General features: G+C 62.9%; 15 protein-coding genes and 2 tRNA genes. 12 read left to right on the plus strand and 5 right to left on the minus strand.

The genetic code is table 11. The features are described from left to right. Nucleotides 1–157 precede the first annotated feature (157 nt). Nucleotides 158–442 carry a hypothetical protein gene (locus J2Y48_RS20970; RefSeq protein WP_310422022.1) on the minus strand — a complete coding sequence of 95 codons (285 nt, stop codon included), beginning with the start codon at nucleotides 440–442 and terminating at the stop codon, nucleotides 158–160. A gap of 164 nt (nucleotides 443–606) precedes the next feature. Between J2Y48_RS20970 and J2Y48_RS20975 the strand changes: the two genes are divergently transcribed. The 9 genes from J2Y48_RS20975 to J2Y48_RS21015 all read left to right on the plus strand — a co-directional run bounded on the left by J2Y48_RS20975 (nucleotide 607) and on the right by J2Y48_RS21015 (nucleotide 7,767). Beyond that, nucleotides 607–681 (plus strand) — tRNA-Asn (locus tag J2Y48_RS20975). 183 nt (nucleotides 682–864) lie between these two features. After that, the gene (locus J2Y48_RS20980) at nucleotides 865–1,170 is read left to right on the plus strand and encodes a helix-turn-helix transcriptional regulator (RefSeq protein WP_310422025.1); all 306 of its coding nucleotides are present in this window, start codon (nucleotides 865–867) and stop codon (nucleotides 1,168–1,170) included. Then, on the plus strand, nucleotides 1,170–2,615 hold the full coding sequence (locus tag J2Y48_RS20985) for a deoxyribodipyrimidine photo-lyase (protein WP_310422028.1): 1,446 nt from the start codon (nucleotides 1,170–1,172) through the stop codon (nucleotides 2,613–2,615). The genes J2Y48_RS20980 and J2Y48_RS20985 overlap by 1 nt, the downstream gene beginning before the upstream one ends. 129 nt (nucleotides 2,616–2,744) lie before the next feature. Further along, nucleotides 2,745–3,785 (plus strand): cysteine synthase A, encoded by a 1,041-nt coding sequence (locus tag J2Y48_RS20990; RefSeq protein ID WP_310422031.1) that lies wholly within the window; start codon nucleotides 2,745–2,747, stop codon nucleotides 3,783–3,785. Nucleotides 3,786–3,788: 3 nt separating this feature from the next. Beyond that, a complete protein-coding gene (locus J2Y48_RS20995) occupies nucleotides 3,789–4,532 on the plus strand; it encodes an alanyl-tRNA editing protein (protein ID WP_310422034.1) in 744 nt (247 codons plus the stop codon). Nucleotides 4,533–4,544: 12 nt separating this feature from the next. Then, the gene (sseA, locus tag J2Y48_RS21000) at nucleotides 4,545–5,399 is read left to right on the plus strand and encodes a 3-mercaptopyruvate sulfurtransferase (protein ID WP_310422038.1); all 855 of its coding nucleotides are present in this window, start codon (nucleotides 4,545–4,547) and stop codon (nucleotides 5,397–5,399) included. A 4-nt stretch (nucleotides 5,400–5,403) separates the two neighbouring features. Then, a complete protein-coding gene (locus J2Y48_RS21005; protein ID WP_310422041.1) occupies nucleotides 5,404–5,970 on the plus strand; it encodes a GNAT family N-acetyltransferase in 567 nt (188 codons plus the stop codon). A gap of 290 nt (nucleotides 5,971–6,260) precedes the next feature. After that, nucleotides 6,261–7,211, plus strand: a complete 951-nt coding sequence (locus J2Y48_RS21010) for a phosphotransferase (protein WP_310422044.1) — start codon at nucleotides 6,261–6,263, stop codon at nucleotides 7,209–7,211. A gap of 91 nt (nucleotides 7,212–7,302) precedes the next feature. Next, nucleotides 7,303–7,767: a DUF1203 domain-containing protein gene (locus J2Y48_RS21015; protein WP_310422047.1), complete on the plus strand. Its 465-nt coding sequence runs from the start codon at nucleotides 7,303–7,305 to the stop codon at nucleotides 7,765–7,767. Nucleotides 7,768–7,825: 58 nt separating this feature from the next. On the opposite strand, the gene ald is transcribed toward J2Y48_RS21015, so the two are convergent. Then, nucleotides 7,826–8,944, minus strand: a complete 1,119-nt coding sequence (ald, locus tag J2Y48_RS21020; RefSeq protein ID WP_310422050.1) for an alanine dehydrogenase — start codon at nucleotides 8,942–8,944, stop codon at nucleotides 7,826–7,828. Between the two features lie 170 nt (nucleotides 8,945–9,114). Here ald and J2Y48_RS21025 point away from each other — a divergent pair, with 170 nt between their 5' ends. Then, entirely contained in the window at nucleotides 9,115–9,576 is a 462-nt protein-coding gene (locus tag J2Y48_RS21025) for an Lrp/AsnC family transcriptional regulator (protein WP_310422052.1), read from the plus strand. A gap of 110 nt (nucleotides 9,577–9,686) precedes the next feature. Here J2Y48_RS21025 and J2Y48_RS21030 read toward each other — a convergent pair whose 3' ends face one another. Together J2Y48_RS21030 and ilvA are read right to left on the minus strand one after the other, a co-directional pair. After that, nucleotides 9,687–10,001, minus strand: a complete 315-nt coding sequence (locus tag J2Y48_RS21030; RefSeq protein ID WP_310422055.1) for an HlyU family transcriptional regulator — start codon at nucleotides 9,999–10,001, stop codon at nucleotides 9,687–9,689. 48 nt (nucleotides 10,002–10,049) lie between these two features. Further along, complete coding sequence (gene ilvA, locus J2Y48_RS21035) at nucleotides 10,050–11,294, minus strand: threonine ammonia-lyase (RefSeq protein WP_310422058.1); 1,245 nt, start codon at nucleotides 11,292–11,294, stop codon at nucleotides 10,050–10,052. A gap of 112 nt (nucleotides 11,295–11,406) precedes the next feature. On the opposite strand from ilvA, the gene J2Y48_RS21040 reads away from it, so the two are divergent. Together J2Y48_RS21040 and J2Y48_RS21045 are read left to right on the plus strand one after the other, a co-directional pair. Continuing rightward, nucleotides 11,407–12,861: a TrkH family potassium uptake protein gene (locus J2Y48_RS21040; RefSeq protein ID WP_310422061.1), complete on the plus strand. Its 1,455-nt coding sequence runs from the start codon at nucleotides 11,407–11,409 to the stop codon at nucleotides 12,859–12,861. Nucleotides 12,862–12,926: 65 nt separating this feature from the next. Beyond that, nucleotides 12,927–13,508 (plus strand): hypothetical protein, encoded by a 582-nt coding sequence (locus tag J2Y48_RS21045; RefSeq protein WP_310422064.1) that lies wholly within the window; start codon nucleotides 12,927–12,929, stop codon nucleotides 13,506–13,508. A gap of 47 nt (nucleotides 13,509–13,555) precedes the next feature. On the opposite strand, the gene J2Y48_RS21050 is transcribed toward J2Y48_RS21045, so the two are convergent. Further along, nucleotides 13,556–13,640 (minus strand) — tRNA-Leu (locus J2Y48_RS21050). Nucleotides 13,641–13,717 lie beyond the last annotated feature (77 nt).

Raw genomic sequence — 13,717 nt, forward strand, 5'->3', positions numbered from 1 at the left:
GGCAGCCCCGACCAATCTACATATAGCCGAAGTGCGCTGAATCGAGGGCGCCGACACCTGAATTGCGACCGCCCTCGCCGGCCTGCCGGCAGACCGGCGATCGCCTGCGACCTCTTGCAAACGGCCAATGGTTCAAGTCCAGGGAAAACCTGCCGGCCTACTCGCGGCGGCGCATCTTACGCGTCGCCCACCAGACGGCGAGCTTGCGCCGCTGCCGGCGGATGAGGGGGGAATCGTGCGACAGAACGAGAAGACCCAGCGGAATCATCCAGAAACCGAGCACCGGCAGGAAGCCGAGCAGACCGAAGAAGATCAGCACGATCCCGACCAGCGTGCGCAGCATGCGCGACTGCGGCAGCCGCTGGCGGAACGGTCCGATGACGATCTCATGGGTTCGGTGATCGATGCCGAAGCGGGTTTTGGTCGTCTCTTTCGATTTCATCCGTGCAGGTCACAATTCCGTAATGCTGGATTTCCAGGGGGTTCAGCCTGTCATCTGGGCCTTTCTCCACAATCAATCAAGGAACTTGCGCTTTTTTCTCAAAAAGCGCTTGGCAAATCGGTCCAGCATTTGTATTACCCGCTCACTCCGCAGCGAGCGGATGATCCCTGGTAGCTCAGCGGTAGAGCATTCGACTGTTAATCGACAGGTCGCCGGTTCGAATCCGGCCCGGGGAGCCAGTTTCAGAGGGGCTGCGCGACAATCGCGCGGCCCCTTTTTCGTTTCAGGCCGGTTTCCCAAGGTTTCGCCCGGCCCGAGCCGACCGGTTCGCGCGTGCGACCATTGCCGCCATTGCGGCTACGGTCAAAATACCGATAATCCAGGCTTCGTTTCTTCCGCAACGCCAATGTCGCGAGGCCGTTATGATCACCCCTGCCCAATGTCGTGCCGGCCGAGCCCTGATCGACTGGACGAAGGATAAGCTTGCGGAAGCGGCGAACGTTTCGGCACGCACCATCTCGGATTTCGAGCGCGGCAAGAGGATCGCAAGCGAAGCCTCCCGCGAAGCGATCGAGAGGGCGTTCTTTGAGGGCGGCGTTTTGCTGGTCGGCGAAGACGAGGCCGGCGTCGGTGTGCGTCTGAAGTTCACGCGCCGGGAGGTCAAGGCCATCGACGTCCTTGAGAACGAGGGCGGACCGACCGGGGAAGACGATCAGCTGCCGCGATGATGTCGATTCCGCACCGTGCGCCTGTCATCGTCTGGTTCCGACGGGATCTGCGACTGGCCGACAATCACGCTCTCGCTGCGGCAGTCTCGAGCGGCCACCCGGTGATTCCGCTGTTCATCCTTGAACAAGGGAACGACGGCGCCCTGCCCTACGGAGCGGCGCAGGGCTGGTGGTTGCATCACTCGCTTTCAGCGCTCGGCGGCAGCCTCGCGGCGGCGGGCAGCCGGCTGATGTTGCGGCGCGGTGTGGCGCTGGAGGTTCTGCAAGCGATCATGGCGGAGACCGGCGCATCTGGACTGTACTGGAACCGCCGGCACGATCCCGACGGCGTGAGGGTCGACAGTGCTGTCAAGGCATGGGCCCGCGCGAGCGGCGCGCAGGCCAGCAGCTTCGCCGGTCAGTTACTGCACGCCCCCTCGCGGCTGAAAACCGCCAACGGCGGGCCATACAAGGTCTTCACGCCGTTTTGGCGGGCGTTGTCCGGCGGTGGCGAGCCGGACACGCCGATCGACGCGCCATCACATATCCCCGCCCCGGAGCAATTCCCGCAGAGCGAAAGGCTGGACGACTGGGGACTGCGGCCGCAGAAGCCGGACTGGGCCAGCCGCTTCGGCGAGACCTGGACGCCGGGAGAGGCGGTCGCACGGGAACAGCTCGCAGGATTCGCCCGGGAACGACTTAGTCAATACGGTCAAGCGCGTGATTTTCCGGCGATCGACGGCACATCAAGGCTGTCGCCGCACCTCGCTTTCGGCGAAATCTCGCCGGCACAAGCCTGGCATGCGGCGCGGATCGCTTCGGACGGATCGGATGCAGAGGGCGTCGCCTCCTTCCGCAAGGAGCTGGCCTGGCGCGATTTTTCCTATCACCTGCTGTTTCACAATACGCAGCTTGCGAGCGACAATCTCGACCGTCGCTTCGACGCCTTCGATTGGCGCGACGACGCGCCGATGCTCGACGCCTGGACCCGCGGCATGACCGGCTACCCGATCGTCGACGCCGGCATGCGCCAGCTCTGGGCGCACGGCTACATGCACAACCGGGTCCGGATGATCGTGGCCTCCTTCCTGGTCAAGGATCTCATGATCGACTGGCGCAGCGGAATGTCCTGGTTCCGGGACACGCTCTTGGACGCCGATCCCGCCTCGAACGCGGCCAGCTGGCAATGGGTGGCCGGATGCGGGGCGGACGCCGCCCCGTTCTTTCGCATCTTCAACCCCACGCTCCAAGGCGAGAAGTTCGATCCCGAAGGCCTGTACATAAAGAGACACGTTCCCGAACTTTCCCGCGTGCCGCCGAAATACATACACTGCCCTTCCAAGGCACCCGCTTCGGAGCTCCAGACGGCCGGCGTGCGGCTCGGCACCGACTATCCTTATCCAATCGTCGATCATCGCCTGGCCCGAATCCGGGCCCTGGATGCCTTCAGCCGCATCAAGGCTTGATCGGCTCGACGCGGCGCGAAAATATGCCTCCGCACGACCGGGACAAGGAACGGTATTTCTTGCAAAGCATTGCTTGCGGTCCGAAAAGTCGCTGCCTAATCTAGATGCAAAGTGCGAGGTTCGCAGGCCATGGCTATTCTCCCTTCGGTGTTGGACGCAATCGGCAATACGCCGCTGATCCGGCTGAAAGGCGCATCCGAAGCAACCGGCTGCACGATCCTCGGCAAGGCCGAGTTCCTGAACCCGGGCCAGTCGGTCAAGGACCGCGCGGCGCTGTGGATCATCCGCGCGGCGGAGAAGGCCGGCCAGCTGCGGCCGGGCGGAGTGATCGTCGAGGGCACCGCCGGAAACACCGGCATCGGTCTTGCGATGGTCGCACAGGCGCTCGGTTACCGCACCGTGATCGTCATCCCGGAAACGCAGAGCCAGGAAAAGAAGGACGCGCTGAAACTGCTTGGCGCCGAACTCATCGAAGTGCCCGCCGTCCCCTACAAGAATCCGAACAACTACGTGAAGCTTTCCGGCCGCCTAGCGGAGGAGCTTGCCAAGACGGAACCCAATGGGGCGATCTGGGCCAACCAGTTCGACAACGTCGCCAATCGCGACGCACACATCGAAACGACCGCTCCGGAGATCTGGCGCGACACCGACGGCAAGGTCGACGGTTTCATCTGCGCCGTCGGCTCGGGCGGCACGCTTGCCGGTGTGGCGGCCGGCCTGCGCGCGAACAACCCGAACATCAAGATCGGACTTGCCGATCCCGAGGGTGCAGCTCTCTATAACTACTATGCGCACGGCGAACTGAAGGCATCCGGCAGTTCCATCACCGAGGGGATCGGACAGGGCCGGATCACCGCCAACCTGGAGGGATTCACTCCGGATTACTCCTACCAGATCCCCGATTCCGAAGCGGTTCCACTCGTCTTCGACCTGATCGAGCACGAGGGCCTGTGCGTGGGCGGCTCGTCGGGCATCAACATCGCCGGTGCAATCCGACTGGCGAAGGACCTCGGACCCGGGCACACGATCGTGACGATCCTCTGCGACTATGGTAACCGGTACCAGTCCAAACTGTTCAATCCGGACTTCCTCGATTCGAAGGGCCTGCCCGCACCGGTCTGGCTCAAGACGACATCGGGAATCAAAGTCCCCTATCAGGCCGTTGAATGATCCATGACCCAGCCCGTTGCCCCGCTCTTTCGTGACGATTTCTACCTTTCGACGACTGAGGCGGTGGTGACGGCGGTTCACGAGGACGGCGGCATCGAGCTCGACCAGACCTGCTTCTACGCAACGTCCGGCGGCCAGCCGGGGGATACCGGGTTCTTCGAGCGCGCCGACGGCAGCCGCATCGCGCTCGGCCCGACCGTCCACGGGGCGACGAAAGACATTATCATCCATCGGCCGCTGGAGGGCGCGCCGCTGCCGATCGTCGGCGAAAAGCTGGTGCTCCATATCGACTGGCCACGCCGCTACCGGCTGATGCGCATGCACACCGCCTGCCACCTGCTTTCCGTCGTCTGCCCGTTCCCGATCACGGGTGCTGCGGTCGGTGAGGAGGAAAGCCGCGTCGATTTCGACATGACCGAAACGATAGACAGGGATGACGTCACGGCGAAGCTCATGGAACTGGTCGCGGCCAACCATCCGGTCTACGTGCAGTGGATCACCGACGCGGAACTTGCCGCCAATCCGGGCATCGTGAAATCGAAGAACGTCCGCCCGCCGATGGGCATGGGGCGCGTTAGCCTCGTGTGCATCGGCGAAAACTCGGCGGTCGACAGCCAGCCCTGCGGCGGAACGCACGTCTCCGAAACGCAGGAAGTCGGCGCCATCCACATTTCGAAGATCGAGAAGAAGGGCAAGGAAAACCGGCGATTCCGAATCCAGTTCGGTTCGCCCACGTCCGCGGCCTGAGGAGGACCATCCGTGACCGCCGCCAGAAGCAAATACGTCGTCACCGCCGATTGGGTGCAAAAGCAGCTCGGCGCGCCGGAATTCAGGATCATCGACGCATCCTGGTATCTTCCGGCTCAGAACCGCAACGGTGCCGCCGAATATGCGGGCGGGCACATTCCAGGCGCCGTCTTCTACGATCAGGACGCCATCGCCGATCTCTCGACCGGGCTGCCGCACAGCATCCCCTCGCCCGAGGAATTCGCGATCGCCGTGGAGAAGCTCGGAATTTCCGATACCGACACCATCGTCGTCTACGACGGTCCCGGCATCTTCACCGCACCGCGCGTATGGTGGCTGTTGCGGACCATGGGCGCGAAGAACGTCTACGTCATGGACGGCGGCCTCGACGGCTGGAAGAAGGAAGGTCGGCCGCTCGAGACCGATCTTCCGGAGCCGGCGCCAGGGCATTTTCGCCCCCACTTCAACCCCGCGGCAGTGACGTCTTTCGACGAGATGCACGACATCGTGTCGTCAGGCTCGCGCCAGATCGCCGACGCCCGCGGTGCCGGACGCTTCACCGGGGAAGAAGCCGAACCGCGCGCCGGAATGCGCTCCGGGCACATGCCGGGCGCACGCAGCATGCCATCGGGCATTTTCTCGGTCGACGGCAGGCTGAAGGACCTGGATGCGCTCAAGACCACGTTCTACAGCGCCGGAATCGACCTGGATGCACCGGTCGTGACCACCTGCGGCTCGGGGATCACCGCAGCCATCATCACGCTTGCACTTCATTCTCTCGGTCATGAGAACAATACGCTCTATGACGGCTCGTGGTCGGAATGGGGCGCTAGGGCCGATACGCCGGTGGTGACCGGACGAGACTGACGCCATGGCATCCCGCAACCAGCCGGCACCGATCCCGGTCCACATCACCGAACTGCGCATGAGCGCACCGCCGAAGCAAAGCCTGCCGGTGCCGGTCAATATCCAGACCGCCATCATGCGCGTGCCCGGAGTCCCGACGGCGTTCTATCGCTTCCTCTACACCCAGGTCGGCCGCCGCTGGCACTGGGTGGAGCGGTTGAGGATGGACGACGAAGTCCTTGCTGAAATTCTCAACGACCGCCGCACCAATGTGACGGTGCTCTATGTCGAGGGCGCGCCAGCCGGTTTCTTCGAGCTGTTCCAGCGCAACGCCGAGAGGACGGAGCTCGTGCATTTCGGTCTGTTCGAGCACGCACTCGGGCTCGGGCTCGGCAAGTGGTTCCTGCTCCAGACACTCTATGCGGCCTGGTCGACCGATCCGACGTCGCTCAGCGTTACCACGAACAACCTCGATCATCCCCGCGCGCTGCAGCTCTACCAGATGTTCGGCTTTTCCCCCGTCAGCACGCGCGAGGCGACAATCCTGCCGCTGTCCGATGCCGAACTGCTGGAGCTTGCCCGCCGCAGCTAATCACACGCGGTCGCGAGTCTCCCCGCGAAGTCCCAGGTCGATCAAACGCCCGCACCTTGCTTCATACTGCCGCGCCGCGAACGAAAGGCGGGATGCGGCCTTGCCGCGACTGGAAACGGCCGCGCGTTTAGGTCATATACGAACCCGACCACAGGCTCCGGGTCAAGGCACCCCCGCACTGGAGCGCACGACATCAGGACGCATCGCTTCGCATGATCAACCGCCATCCCAGCATAAGCGAATTGCTCGCCGGGCAAGCCGACGTCCTGCATTCGAAATGGCGTTTCAACATGCAGAAGCGCATTGTCGAGCTGAACCAGCAGCAATACGTCCTCTACCGGTTCCGCACGAAGCGGACGATGGAGCATTTCGAACAGACGATCCAAAGACTCGATAGCGCCGGAATCGCCGTTCAATCCATCTGCGCGCGGACATCGTCTTTCGGAGAATATCTGCGCCACGGCCATTGGATCGCTCTGTCCTATCTGCCGGGACGCCACCTGTCCGGCAAGGCGAATCGCGACGGCCTCGTCTCTCTGGGGCAAACGATGGCGAAGCTGAATTCGCTCGAGGGACCGCCCCGGCGCGCGCTCTTTGAGCGAAAGCGACCGAAGCTGCCGCATGAGGCCTATATCGCCGGCGAAACGCAACTGACCGACAAGCAAAGAACCTGGATCAGGGAGAGCATGGACCGGTTGCGCGGACTGCCTGCCACGCAACTGACCCACGGCGACCTCTTCGGCAAGAACATCATCCAGAACGACGACCAATCCGTTGGCCTGATCGACTACGAACTGCTTGCCTATGACCTGTCGGGTATCGAGCTCGCCGCGACCTTGCTGCGCCCCTTCTGCCGGCGCGTGCAGAAGCGGCGCATTCTTATGCGAGCCTACCTGCGCTCCTGTTCGCCGCAACTCCGCCAAACCTGGAACCAGTACGGACGTGACCTCGTATTTGCCGCCGCAGCGCGCCTCGCCCTTGCCCGGCAGGATCGGGTGCGCCACGTCACGCGCAAAAACCGCCTGTTGAGGATCGGGCAATGGCTACCGAACCGCTCCGTGCGGGACGCGGCAACGCGGCAACTGGAGGCGAATATCGCCATCATTCGCGCGGCAAGGCGGAACGAAGCCTACTATCTTAACATAACCCGGACGATCATCGACCTCGCCCTTGCCGATCCCGACACCGGTCCGATCAACCTGCTCCGGCAATGCGACCTGCTTTTCGTCAAACCGCTCTGATGCCGCGGCGCGTAGCGGAAGCGGCAAGAAACGGGTGTCGCCGGCCATGAACTAGGACCATGGTGATCCGATCGACAGCCGGAGAACACTTATGGCCATCCGTTTTCATCCCATCCCGACCGACACCGCCGCCGCGCTGTGGAATGGCGGCACCGACTCCTACGGCATGCGCCCGGAGCGCCGGATCTCAGACGGGGACGGTGTGCCATGCCGCCATTGCCTCGAAGGGGTGCGCGCCGGAGAGCCCTATCTCGTTCTTGCCCACAGGCCCTTCCCGGAGTTGCAGCCCTATGCGGAAACCGGGCCGATCTTCCTCCATGCCGAACCTTGCTCGGCGTTTTCGGGCGTCGGGGTACCATCGATGCTTGACAGCCGGGACTACATCGTGCGCGGCTACGATGGGCACGACCGGATCGTCTACGGCACCGGCGCAGTGACGCCGACGGAGGAAATTCCGGCCTACGCGGAGACGCTGCTGGCCCGGTCGGACATCGCCTATGTTCATATCCGCTCGGCCCGCAACAACTGCTACCAATGCAGGATCGAGCCAGCGTAGGGGCGGCGCCGTTCGGGCCTGGATTGCTCCAGGCCCTCGTGGATCCACAACCGCAAGGCTATGCCACGTTCAGGACCGCCTCCGGGGAGACCATCTCGTAGCCGAGCGCTTCGGCCACCGCAGTGTTGGCAATGCGGCCGCGGTGAACATTGAGGCCGGCGCGCAAATGCCGGTCCTCGGCGAGCGCCTTCAACCCTTTGTCGGCCAGTTGCAGACCATATTGGAGGGTCGCGTTGTTGAGCGCCTGGGCCGAGGTGATCGGCACCGCGCCGGGCATGTTGGCCACGCAATAGTGGATGACACCGTCGACCTCGAAGGTCGGATCGGAGTGGGTCGTGGGATGAGAGGTCTCGAAGCAGCCGCCCTGGTCGATGGCTACGTCGACAATCACCGAGCCCTTCTTCATCGCCGACAGCATTTCGCGGGTGACGAGCTTGGGCGCCGCCGCACCGGGTATCAGCACCGCACCGATCACGAGATCGGCGGCGAAAACCTCTTCCTCGAGCGCGTCGATCGTCGAATAGCGCGTATGGACGCGGCCGTTGAAGATATCGTCGAGCTGGCGCAGACGCGGGATCGACCGGTCGAGAATGGTGACATCCGCCCCAAGACCCGCCGCCATCCTGGCCGCATGCAAGCCGACGACGCCGCCACCGATCACCGCAACCCGTGCCGGTTCGACACCGGGCACACCGCCAAGGAGAATTCCCCGCCCGCCATTTGCCTTCTGCAGGGCTGTTGCGCCGGCCTGGATCGATAGCCGTCCCGCCACCTCGGACATCGGTGCCAGCAGCGGCAGACCGCCGCGATCGTCCGTCACGGTCTCATAGGCGACCGCCGTGACACCGGACTTGAGCAACCCCGCGGCCTGTTCCGGATCGGGCGCGAGATGGAGATAGGTATAGAGGATCTGGCCTTCGCGGAGTTGGGCCCATTCGCCGGGCTGCGGCTCCTTCACCTTGACGACCATGTCGGCCTTTTCGAAGATCTCCTTCGCTGTCGTCACGATCCGGGCGCCGGCGGCACGGTAGGCGTCGTCATCGGCACCAATCCCGGCACCGGCTTTGGTTTCGACCAACACCTCGTGTCCGTGTGCCACGTATTCGCGCACCGCACCCGGCGTCAGGCCGACACGATATTCATGGTTCTTGATTTCCTTCGGGCATCCGACACGCATTCTTGCGTTCCTCTCTCCATTCGTGTGCCAATCTTGATAAGCCGCCACTCCCTGCGGATCTGAAGATTGGAGCAGAACTCCCGCGCAATGTCCTTGCGAAGAAACTTGGAATGGATCGGCTTTTTCGAATATGCTTGTGCCCGCTCAGTCTTCTCTCGAAGGAAATGGCGTTGAGTGCACTCGACACAATAGATACTGCGATGTTGCGGATTCTCCAGCACTACGGGCGCATCTCGAATGCCGAGCTTGCCGACCGTGTCGGGCTCTCGCCGTCCGCCTGCTCGCGCCGTCTCGACATTCTGGAGAAATCCGGCGTCATCAGCGGCTATCATGCCCACCTGTCGCAGAAGGCGCTCGACTACACGATGATCGCCATCGTGCATATTTCGCTCTCGGGACAATTCGCCAAGACACTTGCCGAGTTCGAGGCGGCCGTAAAACTCTGCCCGAACGTCCTCGTCTGCTATCTCATGTCCGGGGAATACGACTATATCCTGCGCGTCGCGGCCAAAGACCTGGCCGACTACGAGCGCATTCATCGCGACTGGCTTTCCGCCTTGCCGCACGTGGTCAAGATCAATTCGAGCTTCGCGCTCCGCGAGATTATTGACCGCCCGAATGTCGGCGTCTGAACACCGCTCGCTGTGCCAGAAGCGCGGCCGTCCGGATGGCGATCTGCTTCAGGCTAGAATCGGTCGGCTTGTAGAATTGTCATCGCAACCTGCCGGAGACGGCGACAGCCTCAGACCGCGCGTGACTGCGCCCCGTCGGCGAAAAGCGACGTGCCGTTCTGGTCGGCGATCTGGCGGGCCTTGCGGAAGGCTGCAGCCACCGTGTCGTCGCGGCTTGTAAACATGTCGGCGCGAATAAAGGTCCGAACGAGGAGGACGTCGCCATCCTGCTTCTCAATCCGGCCCGCTAGCCGGAACTGCGAGCCCTCCGCCATCGGCGTCGCGACGAGGACAAGATCCTTGTAGATCTCTTTTTCCTCCGGCGTTACCGTGGGTGCCTCGGTGTTGCCGGACCGGCCGAAGAGCTTTGAAAGAAATGATGCCATGGCGGAGTGGTAGCACAGCGTGCCCCGCTGTCAACGACCATAGGGCGATCAGATGATCAGGTTCGCCAGAATCTCGTTCTCGGTAATATCCTGATATCGCAGGCCCGCGCGATCGAACGCCTGCTTGAGAACTGCAAAATTGTCGGGCGACTTCGTCTCGATGCCGATCAGGATCGAGCCGAAATTCCGCGCCGACTTCTTCAGATATTCGAAGCGGGAGATGTCGTCCTCGGGACCGAGCAGATTGAGAAAATCGCGCAACGCCCCGGGACGCTGCGCCATGCGCAGGATGAAGTACTTCTTCAGGCCGCGATGCCGCATCGCCCGTTCCTTGACGTCCGGCAGCCGCTCGAAATCGAAATTGCCGCCGGAGACGACGGCGACAACCGTCTTGCCTTGAAGTCTCTCCCGGCCAAGCGCTTCCAGGGCAGTGATCGAGAGCGCGCCGGCCGGCTCCAGCACCACGCCTTCCACGTTGAGCATGTCGATGATCGTCACACAGATCGCGTTCTCCGACAGCAACATCGCCTGTTCCGGCTTGAATTTTTTGAGCGCAGCGAAATTCAGATCGCCGATTCGCCCGACCGCGGCGCCGTCGACGAAGTTGTCGACCTGATCGAGCGTGACCACCCCGCCCGCTTCCAGGCTTCGGCGCAGGCTCGGCGCTCCTTCCGGCTCACAGAAGAGGAAGCCCTCCGGGGCGACATGATCGCCCATGTACCCGGTGACGCCCGCCGCCAGCCCGCCACCACCGACGGGCAGGACCACGAGATCCGGCCGGTCATCGCCCAGTTGCGCCAAAATCTCGGCGGCGACGGTCGCCTGCCCCTCGATGATGTCTGGATGATCGAAGGGCGGCACCATCACCGCGCCGCTATCGCGCGCATGCTCCTGCGCGGCCTGATAGCACTGATCGAAGATGTCGCCGACGAGGCGAATCTGCACGAAGTCGCCACCGAATATCCGCGTCTTGTCGATCTTCTGCTGCGGCGTAGTCACCGGCATGAAGACGACACCCTGCACGCCGAAATGTCGGCATACGAAGGCAAAACCCTGGGCATGGTTGCCCGCCGAAGCGCAGACGAACGACGCCGCCTTCTTTCCGTCTGCAAGGATCTTGCGGAAGAAATTGAAGGCGCCGCGGATCTTGTAGGACCTGACCGGCGTAAGATCCTCGCGCTTCAGAAAGATGCGCGCGTCGTAACGCACACTCAAATGCTCGTTCAACTGAAGCGGCGTTTCGGGAAAAAGTGTGCGCACGGCTAGGGTTGCGCGATCCACATCCTGTTTCATGGCCTTGCTGCTGTTCTTGAGTTTGCCTATTGCTCCCGCTATTGCATATCGCAGCCGCGGAGGCCACCCGCCGTTTGACAGCGGATCGTGCCAGCAAAAACGAGACGCCCCCTTGAACGCCACGATCTACCGCTCCGCCATCAACATCGCTGCCACCTGCGGGCTCTACCTGTCGCTTGCGATGCTCGTGCCCCTGGTGGTCGACCTCTATTACGGGCACCCCGACTGGAAGGTCTTTGCGATCTGCGGCTTCGCGATGGGCGGGCTCTGCCTCATCACGGTTGCCGCCACGCGAGCCGGCCCTCCACCGTTCAGCAAGAAGATGAGCTTTCTCGTCGTCAACCTGCTTTGGCTCGTCAGCTGCCTGATCGGCGCAATGCCGTTTTGGATGTCGTCGCTCAAGATGGACTTTGCCGCGTCGTTCTACGAATCGGTCTCCGCTGTGACGACCACGGGCTCGACCGTGATCGTCGGTCTCGACAACGCTCCACCGGGCATATTGATGTGGCGGTCGCTGCTGCACTGGCTCGGCGGCATCGGGATCCTTGCGCTCGGGCTCTTCATCATGCCCTACCTGCGGGTCGGCGGCCTGTCCTTCTTCAAGCTGGAATCAACGGACACCGGCGACAAGCCGTTTGCCCGCATGGCAAGCTACATCCGTGCCTTCCTGGTGATCTACGTCTTTCTGACGTTTGTCTGCGCGATCACCTACAACGTGCTGGGCATGAACCGTTTCGACGCGATCAACCATGCGATGTCGACGGTGGCAACCGGCGGTCTTTCCACCCGCGACGCTTCCTTCGCCTACTACAACAGCCTGCCGATTCTCTGGGCCGCGTCGTTCTACATGACGCTCTGCAGCCTTCCCTTCTCCATCCTGATCCTGTTCATCGTGCGTGGACGACTGCACAGCCTGAAGGATCCGCAGATCGTCGTCTTTCTCGGCTACGTGCTGTTCTTTGCCCTCGCTGCCAGCCTTTACCAGCGACTGCAGAACGGCGTGCCGTTCCACGAGGCCATGGCGCATTCCTTCTTCACCGTAACCTCCATTCTCTCGACCACCGGCTTTGTCAGCGACGACTATACGGCCTGGGGCAGCTTCATCGTCGTGCTGGCCTTCGTGGCGACGTTCATGGGCGGCTGTTCCGGCTCGACCGCGGGCGGCATCAAGGCCTACCGCATCATCATCCTCTTCAACTTCGTTCGCTCCGGCCTCAACCGGCTGATCTACCCGAACGGCATTCACGCCGTGCGTTACGGTTCAATGACGGTGGACGCAGACGTCCAGCGCAACGTGTTCCTCTACTTCATCAGCTACATCATGCTGTGTGCGGCCGGCAGCATCGTCATGGGACTGCTCGGCTACGACGCGCTGACCGCGATCTCCGCGGCCGCCACCGCCCTTTCCAACGTCGGCCCCGGGGTCACCCCTGCGATCGGGCCGGTGGGCAACTTCGCCAATATGAACGATCCCGCCCTCTACACGCTCTCGTTCCTGATGCTGCTCGGCCGCCTCGAAGTGCTGACCGTGCTCGTCATCCTGACGCCGTTGTTCTGGAAGAGCTAAAGCACCTTCTTGACTGCCCGCCGGCACCTGCGCATCCTTCGCGGACAACGATCCGGGGGAGCCGCATGCCAGCCAAACCTTGTGTGTTGATATCGCTTGCCGTCGCGGCCGGATTGTGGGGGTCGGCGGCCCAGGCCGGCCCTCTGGTCGACGCGGCGACAAAGGCGGAGCAACTGGCAACCTCTGGCGATCCGGTCGGGGCCCACGGCACGATGCGCGACGCGTTCGGTATCTTTGCCGCCACGCTTCCCTTCACGATCGGCAAGGCCGCCTTCGTGGCCGAGCCGCCCGAGGGTTACGGCATGTATGCGCCGCGGCCGACGTCCACCTACAAACCCGGAGAGCCGCTGATCTCCTATGTCGAGCCGGTCGGTCTCAGTTGGCGGCCGATCGAGGGTGGCCGGATGGAGGCGCAGTTCACGGTCGACCTCGAGCTCTTGAACAACAAGGGCGACACGCTCGCCGAACAGAAGGCCTTCGGCTCCTTCACCTTCCGCGGGTTCGTGCGCAACCAAGAGGTCTTCGCCAAGCTGACGCTGAACGTCGAGGGCCCTCCGGCCGGCGACTACGTGCTGCGCTACCGCTTTCGCGACGCGCTCAGCGGCGCCGTTGCCCTGTCAGACCAGAAGTTCTCGATCGCCCCTTGAGGCAAGTCGCGCCGGGCAACATCACAGCTGTTTCTACAGTTTGATCTTGGTGCGGACGACGGGGGTCGAACCCGTACGGATCACTCCGAGGGATTTTAAGTCCCTTGCGTCTACCAGTTTCGCCACGTCCGCCTGGATGCGTCGGTAGCCGAGGTCTCCGGCCGGATCAAGAGGCTCGTCGGCTTATTCGGCACACAAGCCTGGCAGAT

Origin of the sequence: Mycoplana sp. BE70, assembly GCF_031455855.1 — a bacterium.
GTDB lineage: Bacteria > Pseudomonadota > Alphaproteobacteria > Rhizobiales > Rhizobiaceae > Mycoplana.